Below are 20170 nucleotides of genomic sequence, written 5' to 3' on the forward strand. Positions count from 1 at the left end.
AGTGAAGAGATAAAAAGATTTATTGTTAACGGAGTGATAATTATCGGTTTAAATATGGATGTGCAATAGGTTACATATTGATAAAGAAATGAGTGAGTACATTTTAATGTAATTCGTGCGTTGGGCGACAAAACCGTAGGCCCGGTAAGCGAAGCGCCACCGGGCATTACGTAAGCTAGCGTTTCTTACCCATCGCCGCCGCCAGCGCATCCATCATCGCGCTGTTGCCGGCGGGTTGTGCTTCACGCCCGCGCGGTTTCGCCGCCGGACGCTGCTGACGTGCCTCGCTGTTACCACCGCCACGACGGGCGTTGGTCTCGCCAGGCTGCTCGTCCAGACGCATGGTGAGGGCGATACGCTTGCGCTGCAGATCCACCTCCAGCACTTTCACTTTTACGATGTCGCCAGCTTTCACCACGGTATGCGGATCTTCCACGAACTTGTCGGCCAGAGAGGAGATATGCACCAGGCCATCCTGATGCACGCCGATATCCACAAACGCGCCAAAGTTGGTGACGTTAGTGACCGCGCCTTCCAGCACCATACCCGGCAGCAGGTCGTTCATCGTCTCGACGCCTTCCGCAAACTGCGCGGTTTTGAACTCCGGACGCGGGTCGCGGCCAGGTTTTTCCAGCTCTTTGATGATGTCGGTCACGGTCGGCACACCGAATTTCTCGTCGGTGAAGTCAACGGCTTTCAGGTTACGCAGCTCGCTGCTGTTGCCCATCAGCGTCTTCAGCGCCTGCTGGGTAGCGGCCAGAATGCGCTCGACCACCGGGTAGGCTTCCGGGTGAACGGTGGAGGCGTCCAGCGGGTTATCGCCGTGGTTGATGCGCAGGAAGCCCGCGCACTGCTCAAACGCTTTCGGCCCGAGACGGCTTACCTTCAGCAGCTGCTGGCGGTTCTGGAACTGACCGTTCTCATCACGCCAGGCGACGATGTTCTGCGCCATCATGCGGGTTAAGCCCGCCACGCGGGTCAGCAGGGGAACGGAGGCGGTATTCAGGTCAACGCCCACGGCGTTCACGCAGTCTTCCACCACCGCGTCCAGCTTACGCGCCAGTTGGGTCTGGCTGACGTCATGCTGGTACTGGCCCACGCCGATGGATTTCGGGTCGATCTTCACCAGCTCCGCCAGCGGATCCTGCAGGCGGCGGGCGATAGAGACCGCGCCGCGCAGGGAAACATCGAGATCCGGGAACTCCTGCGCAGCCAGTTCGGACGCCGAGTAGACCGAGGCCCCCGCTTCGCTGACAATCACCTTCTGGGCGGTCACTTTCGGGAACTGCTTTTGCAGATCGAGGAAGAAACGCTCGGTTTCGCGGGAGGCGGTGCCGTTACCGATCGCCACCAGCTCGACGTTGTGCTTTTCGCACAGCGCCGCAACCGCGACCGCAGCTTTTGCCGCCTGGCCGGTATGCGGATAAATGGTATCAGTGGCAACCAGCTTGCCGGTGCCATCCACCACGGCGACCTTCACGCCGGTACGCAGACCCGGATCGAGGCCCATGGTGGCGCGCAGGCCGGCAGGGGCCGCCATCAGCAGGTCGTGCAGGTTACGGGCAAAGACGTTGATCGCTTCGTCCTCGGCGCGCTCGCGCACGGTGCCCATCAGTTCGGTTTCGAGATGCATCAGCACCTTGATACGCCAGGTCCAGCTCACCACCCCTTTGCGCCAGCTGTCTGCCGGGGCGTTGTTCAGGCGCAGACCGAGATGATCGGTGATGATCTGCTCGCCGTGGCTCTCTTTCGGCGGCTCGTCGAACTGCGGGTCGGCGTTCAGGGAGAGCTGCAAAATGCCCTCGTTGCGACCGCGGAACATCGCCAGCGCACGGTGAGAGGGCACGGTTGAAATCGGTTCATGGTGATCGAAGTAGTCGCGGAACTTCGCCCCTTCTTCCTCTTTGCCGCTGACCACGGTGGAGACGATATGGGCATTCTTCCACAGGTAATCACGCACTTTTGCCAGCAGGGCTGCATCTTCGGCGAAGCGCTCCATCAGGATGTAGCGAGCGCCATCAAGGGCGGCTTTGGTATCGGCCACGCCTTTATCGGCATCGATAAATTTCGCGGCTTCGGTTTCCGGGTCGTGTGCGGGTTCGTTCCACAGCAGATCGGCCAGCGGCTCCAGGCCGGCTTCGATGGCAATCTGCCCGCGGGTACGGCGCTTGGGTTTATAGGGAAGATAGAGGTCTTCCAGCTCGGTTTTGCTCAGGGTGCCATTAATGGCTTTTTCCAGATCGCTGGTCAGCTTGCCCTGTTCGCCGATGGATTTCAGAATCGCCTGGCGCCTCTCTTCCAGCTCACGGAGATAGCCAAGGCGGGTCTCCAGGTTACGCAGCTGCGTATCATCCAGACCGCCGGTGACTTCCTTACGATAACGTGCAATAAACGGCACGGTGTTCCCTTCATCAAGCAGGCGAACGGCAGCTTCTACCTGTTCAGCCCTTGCCTGAAGTTCACCCGCAATAATGCGGCAGAGCGAATCTTTCATCATGGCTATTTCATCTTGTGGGTCAAAAAATCAGGGGATAGTTATACGGACTGGCACAGCAAAATGCCAGTCGCGGGGGGCGCTCCAGGACTATTTTACGTACTCAATTTCATTTACATACCAGCTGGCTTCTCCCGCCGGGGTCTGGACGATAGCCAGATCGCCCACCTCTTTTTTCAGCAGCGCGCGGGCCATTGGCGAATCGATAGAAATGTAATCCTTACGACCAAAAATTTCATCGTAACCGACGATACGAAAGCGCTTGAGATCGCCATCGTCGTTTTCAATTTCGACCCATGCGCCGAAGAAGACTTTGCCCTCCTGCTGCGGGGAATAGTCGACGATTTTCAGGTTCTCAAGGCATTTGGTCAGATAACGCACCCGGCGGTCGATTTCGCGCAGCCGCTTTTTGTTGTACTGGTAGTCGGCATTCTCACTGCGGTCGCCGAGACTTGCTGCCCAGGTCACTTTTTTCGTCACTTCCGGGCGCTCTTCCCGCCACAGGGTGTCCAGCTCTTTTTTCAGGTTTTCATACCCTTCGCGGGTGATCAGGGGCGTTTTCATTCTTTTGCCTTACGACGAGGTTGCTTACCTTGCGCACATTACGTATCACTTATCTTAACAGACAGGATTAATAATGAGTTATGTGATGGAATGTATATATAAGCTGCTGTTAAATATGCTTTGTAACAATTTCGACTAGAATTTATACCAGAATTAGCTGGTCGTAGACGCGCACTTTTTTAGAATACGCATCTGCAAGATTATCCGAACCTTTGGGAGTACTGACAATGCAAGAGAATTATAAGATTCTGGTGGTGGATGACGACATGCGCCTGCGTGCGCTCCTTGAGCGTTATCTGACCGAGCAGGGCTTCCAGGTTCGTAGCGTGGCTAACGCCGAACAGATGGATCGCCTGCTGACCCGCGAATCCTTCCACCTGATGGTGCTGGATCTGATGCTGCCGGGCGAAGATGGCCTCTCTATCTGCCGTCGTCTGCGCAGCCAAAGCAACCCAATGCCGATCATTATGGTGACGGCGAAAGGGGAAGAGGTTGACCGTATCGTGGGGTTGGAAATTGGCGCCGACGACTACATTCCAAAACCGTTTAACCCGCGTGAGCTGCTGGCGCGTATCCGTGCCGTACTGCGCCGTCAGGCGAACGAACTGCCTGGCGCACCGTCGCAGGAAGAGGCGGTAATCGCCTTCGGTAAGTTCAAGCTGAATCTGGGCACCCGCGAGATGTTCCGCGAAGATGAGCCGATGCCGCTCACCAGCGGTGAGTTCGCGGTGCTGAAAGCGCTGGTCAGCCACCCGCGCGAGCCGCTGTCGCGCGATAAGCTGATGAACCTGGCCCGTGGCCGTGAGTACTCCGCGATGGAGCGTTCCATCGACGTACAGATCTCCCGCCTGCGCCGCATGGTGGAAGAGGACCCGGCGCATCCGCGCTATATCCAGACCGTCTGGGGTCTGGGCTACGTGTTTGTCCCGGACGGCTCTAAAGCATGAGGCGAATGCGTTTTTCGCCGCGTAGCTCGTTTGCCCGCACCCTGTTACTGATCGTCACCCTGCTGTTTGTCAGCCTGGTGACGACCTATCTGGTGGTGCTGAACTTTGCGATCCTACCGAGCCTTCAGCAGTTTAATAAGGTCCTGGCCTACGAAGTACGTATGCTGATGACCGATAAACTGCAGCTGGAAGATGGCACGCAGCTGGTGGTTCCCCCTGCGTTTCGCCGTGAAATCTACCGTGAGCTGGGGATATCGCTCTACTCTAACGAAGCGGCGGAAGACGCAGGTCTGCGCTGGGCACAACATTATGAATTTTTAAGCCAGCAGATGGCGCAGCAGCTGGGCGGCCCAACGGAAGTACGCGTTGAGGTCAACAAAAGCTCGCCGGTGGTCTGGCTAAAAACCTGGCTCTCACCCAACATCTGGGTGCGCGTGCCCCTCACCGAAATCCATCAGGGCGACTTCTCGCCGCTGTTCCGCTACACCCTGGCGATCATGCTGCTGGCGATAGGCGGCGCGTGGCTGTTTATCCGCATCCAGAACCGACCTCTGGTCGACCTGGAGCATGCGGCGCTCCAGGTCGGTAAAGGGATTATTCCTCCTCCGCTGCGCGAATATGGTGCGTCGGAAGTGCGTTCCGTTACCCGCGCGTTCAACCATATGGCGGCGGGGGTGAAACAACTGGCCGATGACCGTACCCTGCTGATGGCTGGCGTCAGCCATGACCTGCGCACCCCGTTAACGCGTATCCGTCTGGCGACCGAAATGATGGGCGAGGAAGATGGCTACCTGGCGGAGTCCATCAACAAGGACATCGAAGAGTGCAACGCCATTATCGAGCAGTTCATCGACTACCTGCGCACCGGGCAGGAGATGCCGATGGAGATGGCGGATCTGAACGCGGTGCTGGGTGAAGTGGTGGCGGCCGAAAGCGGCTACGAGCGTGAGATCGAAACCGATCTGCAGCCGGGCGATATCACCGTGCGGATGCACCCGCTCTCCATTAAGCGCGCCGTGGCGAATATGGTGGTCAATGCCGCCCGGTACGGCAACGGCTGGATCAAGGTCAGCAGCGGCTCCGAGCTGAGCCGCGCCTGGTTCCAGGTGGAAGATGACGGTCCGGGGATCAAACCGGAGCAGCGCAAACACCTGTTCCAGCCGTTTGTGCGCGGCGACAGCGCGCGCAGCACCAGCGGCACCGGTTTAGGTCTGGCGATTGTGCAGCGTATTGTGGATAACCATAACGGTCTGCTGGAGATTGGCACCAGCGAACGGGGTGGGTTGAGTATCCGCGCCTGGCTGCCGGTTCCGTTTCCGCGCGGGGCAGGCGAAAGAGAGTTAACAGCAAAACGGTAACCCGCAGGTTACCGTTTTTTATGGGCAGGCCGGGTAAGCGCAGCGCTACCCGGCACAATTTTTACAGCTTCGGTCCCGCACTCACCAACGCCGCACCCGCTGGCGTATCGGTGTACTTCTCAAAGTTTTGCACAAACAGCTTCGCAAGCGTGGTGGCTTTTTCCTGCCACTGCTCCGGCGACGCGTAGGTGTTGCGTGGGTCGAGGATATGGCTGTCCACGCCCGGCAGTTCGGTCGGGATTGCTAGATCGAACATCGGCAGGGTGAAGGTTTCCGCATCATCCAGCGAACCATTCAGAATGGCGTCGATAATGGCGCGGGTATCTTTGATGGAGATACGTTTGCCAGTGCCGTTCCAGCCGGTGTTGACCAGATACGCCTGGGCACCCGAGGCCTGCATGCGTTTTACCAGCACTTCGGCGTACTGCGTCGGGTGCAGCGACAGGAAGGCTGCGCCAAAGCAGGCGGAGAAGGTAGGCGTCGGCTCAGTCACACCCCGTTCGGTACCGGCCAGCTTGGCGGTAAACCCGGAGAGGAAGTGATACTGCGTCTGGCTGGCGGTAAGGCGTGAAACCGGCGGCAGCACACCAAACGCGTCGGCGGTGAGGAAGATCACCTTGGTCGCGTGGCCCGCTTTTGAAACCGGCTTAACGATATTGTCGATGTGGTAGATAGGGTAGCTGACGCGGGTGTTTTCCGTTTTTGACGCATCGTCAAAATCGACTGTGCCGTCAGCACGTACCGTCACGTTCTCCAGCAGCGCATCACGGCGGATCGCCTGGAAGATATCCGGCTCCGCCTCAGCCGACAGACGAATGGTCTTGGCGTAACAGCCGCCTTCGAAGTTAAACACGCCGTCGTCATCCCAGCCGTGCTCGTCATCGCCAATCAGGCGGCGTTTCGGATCGGTGGAGAGGGTAGTTTTACCGGTGCCGGAGAGGCCAAAGAAGACCGCCACGTCGCCTTTCTCGCCCACGTTCGCCGAGCAGTGCATGGAGGCAATGCCTTTTAACGGCAGCAGGTAGTTCATCACCGAGAACATCCCTTTCTTCATTTCGCCGCCGTACCAGGTGCCGCCGATAAGCTGGATACGCTCCGTCAGGTTAAAGGCGACAAAGTTTTCCGAGTTCAGCCCCTGCTCTTTCCACTGTGGGTTGGTGCATTTCGCACCGTTCATCACCACAAAGTCAGGCTCGAAGCTCTGTAACTCTTCCTCGGTCGGGCGAATGAACATGTTCTTCACGAAATGGGCCTGCCAGGCGACTTCAGTGATAAAACGAACGGAAAGGCGGGTATCGGCGTTGGCACCGCAGTAAGCGTCGATAATGAACAGACGTTTACCGGAAAGTTGTTGGGTGACGAGGGATTTCAGATGCTGCCAGATTTCAGGGGAGATCGCTTTGTTGTCGTTCTTCCCTTTGCCCTTATCCGCCCACCAAAAGGTGTCGCGGGTGGTGTCGTCACGAACAATGTACTTATCTTTCGGCGAACGGCCGGTAAAGATACCGGTGTCGACAGCGATAGCGCCGGTCGTCGTCAATATACCGCGCTCGTATCCTTCGAGTGCTGGATTGAGCTCTTCCTGATAAAGCGTATCGTAATCAGGGTTATAGACGATATCGCGAGCGTCGTTGATACCATAAGCCTTGAGATCTTGCGGGGTTAAACCATTAACACGCATATCACTGCTCCTTAGCCAATTTATACTGCCTGAAATTGTAGGGGTTTTCTTCGAATGTTAACCGCGACCGGGCTCATAGATTTGCGTATCTGGACAAAAACCCTTTATGACGGAAAACGCTGTGACTCCTGTCACTTTGCGGTGCAGATTATGGCAGGAATCACTTTTCGGTTGGGGAAAATGTTCCGAAAAGGTTAATGAGCGATAAATTAAACTGCGAGAATGTGAATGTAAGCGCATACATGAAAGAAAATTACGAAAGTCTTACATCACTGATAACGATTCAGCAGATTGGGGTAAATAGTGAATGAAATTAATGAGTAGGGGAGGGGAAAAGGTTAACTGCCCCCTCAAGAGGGCAGTTAACGGCAGGACTTAGTGCAGCTGCGGATCGGCCGGGGAGGCGTTGTTGCGGATCTCGGCAATGTCCATTGCGTTAAAGACGTAGTGAGAGCCGCAGTAATCGCAGTTCATGTCGATTTCGCCATCTTCTGCCAGGATGCTGTCAATCTCTTCATCCGGCAATGTTTTCAGCGCACCCGCGCAGCGTTCACGGGAACAGGTGCACTTGAACTCGACATCCTGCGGATCGTAGAGCGTCACCTCTTCTTCGTGATACAGGCGCCACAGTACTTCGTTCGCCGGTAAGGTGAACAGCTCTTCGGCTTTGATGGTTTCGGTCAGGGTGGCCAGGTGATCGAAATCATCTGCCTGCGCGTTCTGGGCTGGCAGTACCTGGAGCAGCATCCCGCCGGCACACGGCTGGCCGTCGACTTCGCCGGTACGGATAAACAGGCGCGTCGGCAGCTGTTCGGAGCGCAGGAAGTAGTCTTCCAGGCAGGCTGCCAGCGTATCGCCTTCCAGACCGACGACCCCCTGATAGCGCTCGCCCTCTTCCGGGGAGATGGTGATCACCAGGTAGCCATTGCCCACCAGCGTTTTCAGCTCTGCGTTTTCAGGGATATCGCCCTGTACGCGCGCCACGCCGCGCATCTGCTGCTGGTTGTTGCCGTTGATCACCGCCAGGCTCATCGGGCCATCACCCTGCAGCTGCACGGTGATATCACCGGCAAATTTCAGGGTCGCAGTCAGCAGGCTGGTCGCGACCAGCAGCTCGCCCAGCACAGTTTTCACCGGCAGCGGGTAGTTGTGGTTTTCCAGGATCTGTTTCCAGGTTTCGGATACGGTAACCAGCTCGCCGCGAACGGCAAATTGTTCAAACAGATAGCGGTGTAATTGGTCGTGTTGGGCCATAGTCATCTCTCGTTCAGCAAGAATCACTCATTCTCGCCATTTTTAAATTTAATCAGATCGCGACGTTCTTTCTTGTCAGGGCGTCTGTCGGGATGCGGCATGGTCAGGGCATTCAGCTTTCGCGCCTGCGCCATCTTTTCGCGCTTCTCCACGCTTTCTGCCGTCTCTTCGTACAGGGTGCTGGCTTCCACTGCCGGGCGACGTTGTTCGGTCACGTTCTTCACGATCACCGTCCGCTCGTCGTTGCCCTGACGCAGGGTCAGGGTGGCGTTCAGCTCTACGAGCTTGCTCGGCTTGCTGCGCTGCCCGTTGTAATGCACCTTGCCGCCTTCAATCATTTCGCGGGCGAGGGCGCGCGTTTTGTAAAAGCGGGCAGCCCATAACCATTTATCCAGTCTTACCCCTTCAGAGGGTTTCTCTTTCATGGCGTCTCCTTCACGGTGAGTGAGGGGATCATCCGGCGATAGTCGTTCATCCCCGGATGTCGCAGATAGCTTTTTTCAGCCAGGCCAGAATCAGGATTGGTCACGCCAAGGCAATAACGAATGCCAAATTTTGCCGCCGCATCCAGAATGGGTTCGCTGTCATCAATGAACAACGTTCTTTCTGGCTGCAGGCCGGTCTCTTCTGCCACCGCCTGCCACAATCGCTGATCCTCTTTCGGATAACCAAATGTGTGGGTGGAAAGTAATAAATCAAGGTGTGAACCCAGCCCGGTATGTTCCAGCTTCACCGCCAGATTATGCGGGTGCGCGTTGGTCAGCAAAATGCGCCGCTTGCCGCTGGCTTTGAGTGCCTCCAGAAAGGGGACGGTATCTTCACGCAAAACGGCGCGCGGGCCCTGAGCAGTGGTCATGGCACAAATATCCAGACCAAGGCGTTCGCTCCAGTAGTCCAGACAGTACCAGTTTAGCGTATGTTGTACGGCGGTATATTGCTGGCGTATGAATTCCTGCGCCTCCAGCGGGGTGATCCCTTGCTGCTCGCCGTAGGTTTCCGGCACCAGTTTTTGCCAGAAGTAGTTATCAAACGCGAGGTCCAGCAGCGTGCCGTCCATATCCAGCAGAACGGTATCAACGTCCTGCCAGGCGATATCAAGATGCATAGGGAATACTCCAGCCAGAAGAATCGTGCGCGACAGGGTAGCATATCTGCTCGCGCACAGAGGTTATCCGATCAGGCTCTCAGGGGTAGGAACAAGCTTCGGATTGAGGCAATTTTCGTAGTACTGCTGGATCTCCGCCAGGCGGGTGCGCGAGCGCTGGTAGCGGCGTAACGCCATCACGCCGTTCCAGATAATGCAGACCACCATCGCCAGCATCAGCAGCGAAGTGGCAATGTAGCGCCATAAAACGGCGCTATCCGGTATCCGGTGCAGCTCGATATGACGGGTGCCATTGGCATCAGTAAAGATGCCGGTGACAATCCCTTCGGCGCTGAACGGCGTACGCATCAGCATCTGCGCCAGTCGTTGAAACTCTTCCCACTGCTCCTGCGCAGGGTAGTCATACAGCGCTACCGGCGGGTAGGGCTGATCGACCAGATCGCTGCCTTCATCGCTGACAATCACAAAGCCGCCGGGTGCCGGGCTGTTAAGCGCCTGCGCGGCACGTGAAGTTTCGCGCATAACGAATGGCGCGGTAGAGGTGGCGACCAGGTTTTCCAGCGACTCGGCGCTCACCGGACGCAGCAGGACGTTAACACCATCAAGACGGCCATTCGTGGCACGTTTCACCAGCGCTTCCCAGTCTTTGCTGTTGCCGAGGTTCACCAGCGCGTTCTTCAGCCGGATGCACTCATCCGCCTCTGCGCACAGATCCTGGGTCTTCAGTACGATATCGCCAAAATCATCCAGCAGGATCATGCCCGATTTCTGAATGGCGGAGCGCAACGCCGGGCTGACTCGCGTTATATCTTCCGGTTTTGGATGGAGCTGGCGGCTCAGGGCCTGGGTCAGCGCCGTGGCTTTGTTAACAATGTCTGATTCCGGCAGCGGCAGCGGGGCTGCGTCATTCCAGATCAGCTGCGAGCAGTCAAAGGGGGCAAAAGGCGAGCTCTGGCGGGCGTTCCAGTTGCCCGGCGCGTGGATATTACACATCCCCGTTCCCTTCAGATTCAGCGTATCGCCGACGCGCACCCCGGCGTTTTCAAGCTCCCCAACGCTGGTGGCCTCGATGGTCTGGGCGCCTTTGATCCACGACAGGGTAAATTTGATCGGCATATCCAGCGGTACGAGGAAAATCAGCATTGCCAGCACCAGCCCGGCGCCACCGGCAATCACCGTGCTGCGCAACCAGTGCTGCAGCGGGAAGTTTTTCACCTCGTCATGCAGGGATAAATAACGTCCCTGGCGCACCACATGCCTGTCCAGATAGATATCAACGTCGGTCTTTTGCCCTAAATCCTGGGCCAGCCACGGCTGCCAGTGGCGCGGGTAGATCAGGTCAATAATGCCCATTGAGATGTTGTTGACGTGATCCTGATCGTTCTCGCCAAAGAGACCCCAGCGCTTTGGCGTCCCGCGCAGGCAGTGGATCTCACGCAGCGCGTTTTTCGCTGGCGGGGCAAATAATCCCCATAAACCCGCCGCCAGCAGCAGCACGCCGCCACCAGCAAGCCAGGGGACAAACACATCCGGACTCAGCAGGCAGAAGAAGAACAGCAGGAAGGCGGCGACAATCAGCAGCGCTTCACGAATGCCATCCGGGCGGCTGAGGGCATACTCTTCGTGGGTCTCCTGACGAATGTTCAGCAGTTCGATCTGCTCTGTCTCTTCGCCACGAATTGACGCCTGGGTTGAGCTGACGTGTTCCAGTGCCAGATGCGGCGCTTCCTGGACATACTCGGCGATGGAGTGGCCGTTCAGGGCAATCACCAGCGGGATAGCGTCGGTGTGGATCAGCTCAACGCTGTTTTCGTCATTGATGTACTGCTCCCAGAACGGCGGCAGATGCACTTCGACGGAGTCGAGGTAGTAGCGCCATTTATTGGGATCGTCTGTGGTAATGCCATAGCGGGTAATGGAGCGCGTCAGGCAAAGCACGGTATTGCTCTCGGCATTCAGGCTTAACGAGACCGGAGCCGCGCTGGCGCCTGTTGCAGGCATTTGCTGGATGCGGTTAAACGACTCGAGATATTGCTCAATCGCGCTACGCTCTTCTGCGGTGAGTTTGCGTGTGCTCGCCCCGGTAAAGGCGTTGAGATAAGGCAGGCGATATCGACGCTGCGATCGACGTCTGAACCACCACCCTGCAATTAATGCGCAGGCCAGCATAGCAGCGATAATTATTAAAATGGTGCTCATGCTTTCCCCATCTTACTTTTCTTACAGGTGTAGTCAGTAGCACCTTTAACAGTGAATGCGTGTCTGTGGTTGGCTATCGGCATGTAAGGCGTTGAACTTGAGCAATTTGAAGCGCATCCCAGTGTTCGCTGATGATAGCAAAGGCAACCGTGGCGGAATATCAGCAAATTCCTAGAATAATTTCAACCTATTGACTTTTGTGTTGAAATGCGTAATGAATCTGATTAGGTTGCATAAATGTAAATAAACCGCGAAGGACATTGCCGAAACCGTGCGGCATATCGCACAATGAGGTCTGTTCACCCAGCAAAGACCCGTCAAAATGAGCAAACCCTTACAAAAGCCCACCATCCTGAATGTTGAGACTGTCGCCAAATCGCGGCTGTTTAACGTTGAGAGCGTGGATCTGGAGTTCAGTAACGGCGTGCGCCGCGTCTACGAGCGTATGCGTCCCTCCACACGCGAAGCCGTCATGATTGTGCCTATTGTCGACGAGCATCTGATCCTGATCCGTGAATACGCGGTGGGAACGGAATCTTACGAGCTGGGCTTCTCCAAGGGACTTATCGATCCCGGCGAGTCGGTTTATGAAGCCGCCAACCGTGAACTGAAAGAAGAGGTGGGCTTTGGTGCGAAGGAGCTTACCTTCCTGAAAAAACTCAGCATGGCCCCCTCCTATTTCTCCAGCAAAATGAATATTGTGCTGGCGGAAGATCTCTATCCTGAATCGCTGGAAGGTGATGAACCTGAGCCGCTGCCGCAGGTACGCTGGCCGCTGGCGCATCTGATGGATCTGCTGGAAGAGCCCGATTTTAACGAAGCCCGGAACGTAAGCGCACTGTTTCTGGTGCGGGAGTGGCTGAAAGGGCAGGGAAGACTATAGCGGAAAATTCCCCCCTCCACCGGGAAGGGGGGAGACATATCAGAAGAGCTCTTGCGTTTCGCCGTTATCTATCAACGTTGTACCCACCTCATGCACCACCTGATGCGTTGGCTGCGTACCTTCGATGAAATACTCCTCACGACTGTTACCACCGTTAGCGAGCTGACCGCTGTAGCGATCGATATTGACCGTTACGATGCCCGGCGGTGGCGTAAGTGGTTCTTCCGGTACGCCATCAAGAACGATCTTCATAAAGGCATCCCACGCGGGCTGCGCGCTTTTGGCTCCGCCCTCGTAACCGGAGATCTGATCTTTAATCGCCCCGGAGGCCGTGGTACGCCCTAAATCACGACGGTGATCGTCAAAGCCGATCCACACCGACGTGACCGCACCCGGGCCATAACCCGAGAACCAGGCATCTTTGGAGCTGTTGGTGGTGCCGGTTTTGCCGCCAATATCCTTGCGCTGCAAATCACGACCGGCACGCCAGCCTGTACCCTGCCAGCCCGGTTCACCAAAGATGTTGCTGTTCAGCGCGCTCTTGATCAGGAACGCCAGCGGAGTGTTAATCACGTGCGGGGCGTACTCCTGAGCGCCGGTCTGGGCGACCAGCGCCTGGTTCGCCTGCTGGAGCTGCGGCATTGGCACCGCCGCATTTTGCCGCTCCTGCGAGATCGCGACATCTTCCATGTCCTGGTTGTTCAGCGCGTCTGACTTAGGCGTATCGCCATAGATGACGGGAATATCACACTCGGCGCAGGCGATCTTCGGCTTGGCCTCAAACAGTACGCCGCCCTGATCGTTCTCAATTTTGCTGATGAAGAACGGATCGACCAGGAAGCCGCCGTTGGCCATCACCGCATAACCGCGGGCCACCTGTAGCGGGGTAAACGACGCGGAGCCCAGCGCCAGCGACTCGGTATGCACGATATTCTGCGCCGGGAAGCCGAAGCGCTGCAGATACTCCGCCGCATAATCGACGCCCATGGCACGCATGGCACGCACCATCACCACGTTCTTCGACTGCCCCAGTCCCTGACGCAGACGAATCGGACCGGCGTACTCTGCCGGTGAGTTTTTTGGCCGCCAGTCGGAACCGGCCCCGGCATCCCAGCGGGAGATTGGCACGTCATTGAGAATACTGGCGAGGGTCAGCCCCTTGTCCATTGCCGCGGTGTAGAGGAACGGTTTGATATTGGAACCGACCTGACGCAGCGCCTGAGTGGCACGGTTAAACTTGCTCTGATTGAAGTCGAAGCCGCCCACCAGCGCCAGAACCGCACCGTTATGCGGGTCGATAGAGACCAGCGCCGAGTTAACGTCCGGGATCTGTCCCAGCCACCAGGCGTCATTAACCTGGCGCACCCAGATTTGCTGGCCCACCTGTACTACGTCGGTCACTTTGCGTGGCGTCGCGCCCTGCTGTGTATCAGAGCGATACGGACGTGCCCAGCGTACTCCTTCCATCCGCAGCGACACGGAGGTGTCGTCGGCGAGCATCGCCGTGGCTTCCTGCGGATTGGCCTGGGTCACCACCGCCGCCACGAAGGGCCCATAGCCCGGCAGCGGCTTCAGGGTGTCGGTAATTTTTTTACTGCTCCAGGCAGATTCACCCACCTTCCACAGCACGTTTGACGGGCCGCGGTAGCCGTGGCGCATATCGTAATCTATGACGTTGTTACGCACCGCCTGCTGCGCGCCCTGCTGGATGTTGCGGCTGATGGTGGTGTAGACGCGGTAGCCATCCTCGTAGGCCTGTTCGCCGTAGCGGGAGACCATCTCCTGGCGAACCATCTCGCTGAGATAGGGGGCGGAGAAGGCAATCTCCGGCGCGTGATAGTTGGCATCAATCACCTCACTGCGCGCCTGATCGTACTGCGTCTGGCTGATATAGCCCTCGCTCAGCATACGCGACAGCACCACATTGCGACGTGCTGTCGCGCGATCCAGCGAGTAGAGCGGGTTGAAGGTAGAAGGCGCCTTCGGCAAACCGGCGATGGTCGCCATTTCACTCAGGGTCAGCTGTTCGATGGATTTACCGAAATAGACCTGCGCCGCCGCGCCCACGCCATAGGCACGGTAGCCGAGATAGATCTTGTTGAGGTAAAGCTCAAGGATCTCATCTTTATTCAGCAGCTGCTCAATGCGGATCGCCAGGAAGACTTCCTTAATCTTACGCATCAGCGTTTTTTCAGGACTCAGGAAGAAGTTACGCGCCAGCTGCTGGGTGATGGTACTCGCCCCCTGCGAAGCATGGCCGGAGAAGAGCGCCACGCTTGCGGCACGGAAAATCCCCACCGGGTCGACGCCGTGGTGCTCATAAAAGCGGCTATCTTCTGTGGCAATAAAGGCTTTCACCATTTCTGGCGGAATTTGATTCAGCGTCAGCGGGATACGCCGCTTTTCGCCGTACTGGGCAATCAGCTCGCCATCGGCGCTATAAACCTGCATCGGGATCTGAAGGCGTACGTCACGAAGCGTAGCGACATCAGGCAGTTGCGGCTCAATATATTTGTACAAACCAAAAATCGAGCCTGCTCCAAGCAGAATGCAACAGACTGCAAGGATCAATAAATACTTTACGAACTTCACTGGAGATTTCCCATTTAGTTTGAACTGGGCAGTTTCTAAACAATCGCGCGGTAGTATAAAGGCAAGCCTGTAGCATTGATATAGCCGTTATCCCCCCGGACGATAAGGAGATCGTGAAACATGGTATTTAAAACATGGCGAACAGGCGTTCATATTCAACAGGATAAGGTGCTGGCCGTCGCGCTGGTACGCAGAAAGTCGGGCTGGGGGCTGCGCCGCTGGTGGCAGCTCCCCCTGGCGGAGGGTGTTATCCGCGACGGGCAAATTCTTCAGCCCGAACAACTGGCTGCAGCGCTGCGCGAGTGGCGACAGTGGCTGCCTTACCAGCATCAGGTACTTCTCGCCTTTCCGGCCGCCCGCACCCTGCAACGCACCTTTCCGCGCCCGGCGATAACCCTGCGCGACAGCGAAGAGACGGCCTGGATTGGCGCGGCCTTGAGCCGCGAGCTGGAGATGGCACCCGATGCCCTGCGTTTTGATTATGCGGAAGATACGTTCAGCCAGGGGTATCAGGTTACCGCGGCACAAAATAAAGAGATCGCCACGCTGCTGGAGCTGGCCCGGGTGTTGCGTCTGCGGCTGACCGCGATCACACCCGATGCCGGGGCGCTGGCCCATTTTCTGCCTTTTGTAGACGCGCCTGCCCAGTGCGTTGCCTGGCGCGATCGGGATCAATGGCTATGGGCGATGCGTCACCAGTGGGGCAGGCGTGGGCTGGCGGAGGCGCCCGATGTTGAAAGCCTTGCAGCCCTCCTGGCGCTAAGAGTGGAGGAGATCGCCTGCTGCGATATGCGCAGTTTCGACCCCTGGAACGTGTTGTCCCACCGGCAACCGCCGCTGCCTGAGAATGGCGCGGATTTTAGCGTCGCACTGGCGTTGGCGCTGGCGACGGGAGGCTATGCGCGATGAGCGCGGCCAATCTGCTGCCGTGGCGTCAGCAACAAAAACGCCACTGCCTGCGCTTCTGGTGCTTGCTGTTCACCGGATCGCTGCTGGTAACGCTGGGGCTCTGGACCGCCCGGCGGGCCGACGCCCCGCTGCAAGCGCAGGTTTTCGCGCAGCGACAGGCCAGCGATGGGGCGCTGAGGCAGGCGCTGGCGCAGCGGCAAAAGCAGTGGACGGCGCGTATTGTTCAGCGCCAGCAACAGCAGATTTGGGCGCAAAAAAAAGCGCAGACGGCGGCCTGGCAGACGATCCTCATCGCCCTGGCCCGCGCCCTGCCGGAGCAGGCATGGCTGGCGCAGCTTCGTTTCCAGCACTCCACGCTCTCCCTGAGTGGATACGCCGCCACGTTACCGGCGCTTGCGGCGCTGGAGACGGCGCTACGCCAGCTGCCGGGGTTTACCCCTACCACGCCCGGCGAGATGCGCCAGGACGCACAGGGGCGCTGGCAATTTAGCTGGGCGCTGACCAGCAAGGAGGAGGCTGATGCGGATCCCTCCTGACATCTGGTACGCGTTGTCCCCGCGCTGGCGCTGGCTGTGCTGGGGCCTCAGCTCAGGGCTGATGCTGCTCTGTGTGCTCGGGGGGCAGCTACGCATGCAGCAGCAACAGCTCGCCACGCGCCAGGCTCAGCATGCGCGTGACGCGGCGATCAACGGCCGCTTATGGACCGCGGTGCGTAAGCTCTCGCCCGTTGAGGATGCGCCATCGTCCGTGGCGCTGCGCCCCTTTTCACCGCTGGAGTTCGATACCGGTGAGCTACGCATGGTGCGCTGGCAGCCTGTCAATGCGGGAGGCGAACTGGTGGTCGAGGCGGTATGGGGGCAGATACCCGGGCTGTTTGCCACTCTCGCCCAACGCGATGTGGCGGTGACGCGTTTTACGCTCCAGCCAGAACAGCAAAAGCTGCGCCTCACCCTGCAACTGGAGCGCCAGAATGCGGGTTAGCCGTGGCGTACTGCTTCTGCTGCCGCTTCTTCTCGGCATGCGCGATCCGTTTCAGGCGCCGGTGTCACGCTGCCCCAACGCAGCCCTGAGCCAGTGGCGTTATGCCGGGCTAGTATCCGGCGCGGTGCCGGTAGGCATCGTCAGGGATGAAAAGTCCCGCTGGTTGCGGGTGCGTCGCGGCGACACGCTGCCCCAGGGCTGGCAGGTAAGGGTGCTGAATGAAAAGGAGTTGGTCATCGACACGTCTGAGGCGTGTGAACCGCCGTTATGGCGATGGCAACGACAAGGAACGAAACAGGATGAAAAGAGGGATGGTGGCATTACTGCTGATCGGCGGCCAGACGCTGGCAGCGGAACCGTTGGCCGTGAATCTGGTCGTGGATGATGTGCCGGTCGCCCAGCTTCTGCAGGCCCTGGCGGAGCAGGAGAACCGCAATATGATTATCGCACCAGACGTGAGCGGCAATGTCTCTTTGCGTCTGCAAAAGGTGCCCTGGTTACAGGCGATACAGACGGTGGTGACCAGCGCCGGGCTGGTGATGCGCCAGCAGGAGGGCATCTTTTATATCCACAGCGCCGCCTGGCAACAGCAACAGCAGGCCAGAAAAGAGGCGGAGCGCGCTAAGCGTCAGCTCAGTGTGCCGCTGGAGGCGCGCAGTTTTTCTCTCTCCTATGCGGATGCGGGCGATCTCAGGCAGGCTGCCGAAAAGCTCCTCAGCCCAAAAGGCAGCCTTGCGGTGGACAAACGCACTAACCGTCTGCTGGTGCGCGACAGCCGGGCTGCGCTGGATGCGTTACAGCACTGGGTGGAGCAGATGGATCTGCCGGTAGCCCAGGTCGAGTTGGCGGCACACATTGTCAGCATGAGTGAAAAAAGCCTGCGGGAGCTGGGCGTGAAGTGGAGCCTGGCGCAGGCGCAGCAGCCTGGTAAGCCCGGAGAGCTGACGATACTCAACAGCGATCTTGCGGTGACCAACGCCACTACGCAGGTGGGTTTCACTATCGGCCGGATTAATGGCCGGTTGCTGGACATTGAGCTTTCCGCCCTGGAACAAAAACAGCAGGTGGATATTATCGCCAGCCCGCGTCTGCTGGCGTCGCACATGCAGCCTGCCAGCATTAAACAGGGCAGTGAAATTCCCTATCAGGTCTCCAGCGGAGAGAGCGGCGCGACGTCGGTGGAATTTAAAGAGGCGGTGCTGGGCATGGAGGTGACCCCGGTGGTGCTGGCCAATGGACGTGTACGCCTGAAGCTGCGCATCAGCGAGAACAGCCCGGGCCAGGTGCTAAAGCAGGCCGACAGTGAAACCATGACGATAGACAAACAGGAGATCGAAACCCAGGTAGAGGTCAAAAGTGGTGAAACGCTGGCCTTAGGCGGAATTTTTTCTCAGAGACATAAAAGCGGGAGTGAAAATGTGCCAGGCTTGAGCCGTATCCCCATCCTGGGGCAGTTTTTTCGCCATCAGGGTAAAGACAACGAGCGCCGGGAATTAGTGGTTTTTATTACCCCTCGTCTGGTTGCGACACCCTGATAAGCGGTAACGCCCCACCTGATTTTGCATTCTGTTTGTTGCAGATGTTTGACGTGGGGCATTAATTAGCATACAAGGAGTACCGATTTGAGAATCAGCCTACTCAATCTCACACCTTAACAACTTAAGCGGCAGGCAGGGTGATTTATTCTGTTGCCAAACAAGCTGGAGTATTGAGATAATTTTTAGTCTGACTCTCGCTCTATCGCATATGAGGTTTCAGTTCATGTCCTGTTACGCCAGGTATCGGCGAAGCGGGTTTACCATTAACGAATAGTCTTAGTAGTACCGAAAAAATGGCAGAGAAACGCAATATCTTTCTGGTTGGGCCTATGGGTGCCGGCAAAAGCACTATTGGGCGCCAGTTAGCTCAACAACTCAATATGGAATTTTACGATTCTGATCAAGAGATTGAGAAACGAACCGGAGCTGATGTGGGCTGGGTCTTCGATGTAGAAGGCGAAGAGGGTTTCCGTGACCGAGAAGAAAAAGTCATCAATGAACTTACGGAAAAACAGGGCATTGTGCTGGCTACTGGCGGCGGCTCTGTAAAATCTCGCGAAACTCGCAACCGTCTCTCCGCCCGCGGTGTCGTGGTCTATCTCGAAACGACCATCGAAAAACAACTGGCGCGTACGCAGCGTGATAAAAAACGCCCGTTGCTGCAGGTTGAGACGCCTCCACGTGAAGTTCTGGAAGCGCTGGCAGATGAACGCAATCCCCTGTACGAAGAGATTGCTGACGTCACCATTCGCACAGACGATCAGAGCGCTAAAGTGGTCGCAAACCAGATTATTCATATGCTGGAAAGCAACTGATTCTGGCTTTATATATACTCGCCTGCGGGTAAAAAGTATTTAAGGTGGATGTCGCGCTATGGAGAGGATTACAGTCACTCTCGGTGAACGGAGTTACCCTATCACTATCGCGGCTGGTTTGTTTAACGACCCAGCTTCCTTCTTACCACTGAAAGCGGGTGATCAGGCAATGCTGGTCACCAATGAGACGCTGGCTCCGCTTTATCTCGACCGCGTACGTCAGCTGCTTGAACAGGCTGGCGTGAAGGTCGACAGTGTGATTCTGCCTGATGGCGAGCAGTATAAAAGCCTGACGGTACTTGATACCGTCTTCACCGCATTACTGCAAAAACCGCACGGTCGCGACACAACACTGCTGGCATTAGGCGGCGGTGTTGTTGGCGATCTGACCGGGTTTGCGGCAGCAAGCTATCAGCGTGGCGTTCGTTTTATTCAGATCCCGACCACGCTGTTGTCGCAGGTTGACTCTTCTGTTGGCGGCAAAACCGCCGTAAACCATCCGCTTGGCAAAAACATGATTGGCGCGTTCTATCAACCCGCGTCGGTGGTGGTAGATCTCGACTGCCTGCAAACGCTGCCGAAGCGCGAGCTGGCATCTGGCCTGGCGGAAGTGATCAAGTACGGCATTATTCTGGATGGCGAGTTCTTTAGCTGGCTTGAAGAGAATATGGACGCCTTATTGCGCCTGGATGGTCAGGCGATGGCGTACTGTATTCGCCGTTGTTGTGAGCTGAAAGCAGAAGTGGTTGCCGCAGACGAGCGCGAAACAGGCTTACGTGCTTTACTGAATCTGGGGCACACCTATGGCCATGCTATCGAAGCCGAAATGGGCTACGGTAACTGGCTGCAT

Annotated in this window: 18 protein-coding genes; 10 read left to right on the forward strand and 8 right to left on the reverse strand. The window is 57.3% G+C overall.

The features are described from left to right. Positions 1-175: 175 nt before the first annotated feature. Both WFM46_RS08215 and greB read right to left on the reverse strand, forming a co-directional pair. On the reverse strand, positions 176-2497 hold the full coding sequence (locus WFM46_RS08215; RefSeq protein ID WP_103177316.1) for a Tex family protein: 2322 nt from the start codon (positions 2495-2497) through the stop codon (positions 176-178). 87 nt (positions 2498-2584) lie between these two features. After that, positions 2585-3058, reverse strand: a complete 474-nt coding sequence (gene greB / locus WFM46_RS08220; protein ID WP_103177315.1) for a transcription elongation factor GreB — start codon at positions 3056-3058, stop codon at positions 2585-2587. 227 nt (positions 3059-3285) lie between these two features. Between greB and ompR the strand changes: the two genes are divergently transcribed. Both ompR and envZ read left to right on the forward strand, forming a co-directional pair. Then, positions 3286-4005: an osmolarity response regulator transcription factor OmpR gene (gene ompR / locus WFM46_RS08225; protein WP_001157751.1), complete on the forward strand. Its 720-nt coding sequence runs from the start codon at positions 3286-3288 to the stop codon at positions 4003-4005. Then, complete coding sequence (envZ, locus tag WFM46_RS08230; RefSeq protein ID WP_103177314.1) at positions 4002-5363, forward strand: two-component system sensor histidine kinase EnvZ; 1362 nt, start codon at positions 4002-4004, stop codon at positions 5361-5363. The genes ompR and envZ overlap by 4 nt, the downstream gene beginning before the upstream one ends. Positions 5364-5424: 61 nt before the next feature. On the opposite strand, the gene pckA is transcribed toward envZ, so the two are convergent. From pckA to WFM46_RS08255, 5 genes are all read right to left on the reverse strand, one after another. Continuing rightward, positions 5425-7044: a phosphoenolpyruvate carboxykinase (ATP) gene (gene pckA, locus WFM46_RS08235; protein WP_159340219.1), complete on the reverse strand. Its 1620-nt coding sequence runs from the start codon at positions 7042-7044 to the stop codon at positions 5425-5427. Between the two features lie 375 nt (positions 7045-7419). Then, a complete protein-coding gene (gene hslO, locus WFM46_RS08240; RefSeq protein ID WP_336997425.1) occupies positions 7420-8298 on the reverse strand; it encodes an Hsp33 family molecular chaperone HslO in 879 nt (292 codons plus the stop codon). A 23-nt stretch (positions 8299-8321) separates the two neighbouring features. Then, complete coding sequence (hslR, locus tag WFM46_RS08245; RefSeq protein ID WP_103177311.1) at positions 8322-8723, reverse strand: ribosome-associated heat shock protein Hsp15; 402 nt, start codon at positions 8721-8723, stop codon at positions 8322-8324. Beyond that, positions 8720-9403 carry a GMP/IMP nucleotidase gene (yrfG, locus tag WFM46_RS08250; protein WP_103177310.1) on the reverse strand — a complete coding sequence of 228 codons (684 nt, stop codon included), beginning with the start codon at positions 9401-9403 and terminating at the stop codon, positions 8720-8722. The genes hslR and yrfG overlap by 4 nt, the downstream gene beginning before the upstream one ends. A 63-nt stretch (positions 9404-9466) precedes the next feature. After that, on the reverse strand, positions 9467-11602 hold the full coding sequence (locus WFM46_RS08255; protein ID WP_336997426.1) for an intracellular growth attenuator family protein: 2136 nt from the start codon (positions 11600-11602) through the stop codon (positions 9467-9469). Between the two features lie 322 nt (positions 11603-11924). Between WFM46_RS08255 and nudE the strand changes: the two genes are divergently transcribed. Then, the gene (gene nudE / locus WFM46_RS08260) at positions 11925-12485 is read left to right on the forward strand and encodes an ADP compounds hydrolase NudE (RefSeq protein ID WP_039031517.1); all 561 of its coding nucleotides are present in this window, start codon (positions 11925-11927) and stop codon (positions 12483-12485) included. 39 nt (positions 12486-12524) lie between these two features. On the opposite strand, the gene mrcA is transcribed toward nudE, so the two are convergent. Beyond that, complete coding sequence (gene mrcA / locus WFM46_RS08265) at positions 12525-15077, reverse strand: peptidoglycan glycosyltransferase/peptidoglycan DD-transpeptidase MrcA (protein WP_336997427.1); 2553 nt, start codon at positions 15075-15077, stop codon at positions 12525-12527. A gap of 120 nt (positions 15078-15197) precedes the next feature. Between mrcA and WFM46_RS08270 the strand changes: the two genes are divergently transcribed. The 7 genes from WFM46_RS08270 to aroB all read left to right on the forward strand — a co-directional run. Beyond that, positions 15198-15986, forward strand: a complete 789-nt coding sequence (locus WFM46_RS08270; protein WP_180209769.1) for a DNA utilization protein HofM — start codon at positions 15198-15200, stop codon at positions 15984-15986. Beyond that, entirely contained in the window at positions 15983-16522 is a 540-nt protein-coding gene (locus WFM46_RS08275) for a PilN domain-containing protein (RefSeq protein WP_336997428.1), read from the forward strand. The genes WFM46_RS08270 and WFM46_RS08275 overlap by 4 nt, the downstream gene beginning before the upstream one ends. Continuing rightward, entirely contained in the window at positions 16506-16967 is a 462-nt protein-coding gene (locus tag WFM46_RS08280) for a HofO family protein (protein ID WP_336997429.1), read from the forward strand. Before WFM46_RS08275 ends, WFM46_RS08280 begins: the two co-directional genes overlap by 17 nt. Continuing rightward, positions 16957-17352, forward strand: a complete 396-nt coding sequence (locus WFM46_RS08285; RefSeq protein ID WP_301564917.1) for a HofP DNA utilization family protein — start codon at positions 16957-16959, stop codon at positions 17350-17352. The genes WFM46_RS08280 and WFM46_RS08285 overlap by 11 nt, the downstream gene beginning before the upstream one ends. After that, positions 17267-18502 (forward strand): DNA uptake porin HofQ, encoded by a 1236-nt coding sequence (gene hofQ, locus WFM46_RS08290; RefSeq protein WP_336997430.1) that lies wholly within the window; start codon positions 17267-17269, stop codon positions 18500-18502. The genes WFM46_RS08285 and hofQ overlap by 86 nt, the downstream gene beginning before the upstream one ends. A gap of 296 nt (positions 18503-18798) precedes the next feature. Further along, entirely contained in the window at positions 18799-19320 is a 522-nt protein-coding gene (gene aroK / locus WFM46_RS08295; protein WP_003861630.1) for a shikimate kinase AroK, read from the forward strand. A 58-nt stretch (positions 19321-19378) separates the two neighbouring features. Further along, positions 19379-20170: 3-dehydroquinate synthase (gene aroB / locus WFM46_RS08300; RefSeq protein WP_336997431.1), on the forward strand; the 792-nt coding region annotated here is incomplete at its 3' end.

The organism is Leclercia sp. M50, from assembly GCF_037150775.1.
Taxonomy (GTDB): domain Bacteria; phylum Pseudomonadota; class Gammaproteobacteria; order Enterobacterales; family Enterobacteriaceae; genus Enterobacter.

What these genes read in the sequence shown, in the direction of transcription:
- greB (WP_103177315.1), bottom strand. Translation starts at nt 3,058, where the DNA reads ATGAAAACGCCCCTGATCACCCGCGAAGGGTATGAAAACCTGAAAAAA.
- hofQ (WP_336997430.1), top strand. Translation starts at nt 17,267, where the DNA reads ATGAAAAGAGGGATGGTGGCATTACTGCTGATCGGCGGCCAGACGCTG.
- pckA (WP_159340219.1), bottom strand. Translation starts at nt 7,044, where the DNA reads ATGCGTGTTAATGGTTTAACCCCGCAAGATCTCAAGGCTTATGGTATC.
- aroK (WP_003861630.1), top strand. Translation starts at nt 18,799, where the DNA reads ATGGCAGAGAAACGCAATATCTTTCTGGTTGGGCCTATGGGTGCCGGC.
- envZ (WP_103177314.1), top strand. Translation starts at nt 4,002, where the DNA reads ATGAGGCGAATGCGTTTTTCGCCGCGTAGCTCGTTTGCCCGCACCCTG.
- hslO (WP_336997425.1), bottom strand. Translation starts at nt 8,298, where the DNA reads ATGGCCCAACACGACCAATTACACCGCTATCTGTTTGAACAATTTGCC.
- WFM46_RS08255 (WP_336997426.1), bottom strand. Translation starts at nt 11,602, where the DNA reads ATGAGCACCATTTTAATAATTATCGCTGCTATGCTGGCCTGCGCATTA.
- yrfG (WP_103177310.1), bottom strand. Translation starts at nt 9,403, where the DNA reads ATGCATCTTGATATCGCCTGGCAGGACGTTGATACCGTTCTGCTGGAT.
- ompR (WP_001157751.1), top strand. Translation starts at nt 3,286, where the DNA reads ATGCAAGAGAATTATAAGATTCTGGTGGTGGATGACGACATGCGCCTG.
- nudE (WP_039031517.1), top strand. Translation starts at nt 11,925, where the DNA reads ATGAGCAAACCCTTACAAAAGCCCACCATCCTGAATGTTGAGACTGTC.
- WFM46_RS08285 (WP_301564917.1), top strand. Translation starts at nt 16,957, where the DNA reads ATGCGGGTTAGCCGTGGCGTACTGCTTCTGCTGCCGCTTCTTCTCGGC.
- hslR (WP_103177311.1), bottom strand. Translation starts at nt 8,723, where the DNA reads ATGAAAGAGAAACCCTCTGAAGGGGTAAGACTGGATAAATGGTTATGG.
- WFM46_RS08275 (WP_336997428.1), top strand. Translation starts at nt 15,983, where the DNA reads ATGAGCGCGGCCAATCTGCTGCCGTGGCGTCAGCAACAAAAACGCCAC.
- WFM46_RS08280 (WP_336997429.1), top strand. Translation starts at nt 16,506, where the DNA reads ATGCGGATCCCTCCTGACATCTGGTACGCGTTGTCCCCGCGCTGGCGC.
- WFM46_RS08270 (WP_180209769.1), top strand. Translation starts at nt 15,198, where the DNA reads ATGGTATTTAAAACATGGCGAACAGGCGTTCATATTCAACAGGATAAG.
- WFM46_RS08215 (WP_103177316.1), bottom strand. Translation starts at nt 2,497, where the DNA reads ATGATGAAAGATTCGCTCTGCCGCATTATTGCGGGTGAACTTCAGGCA.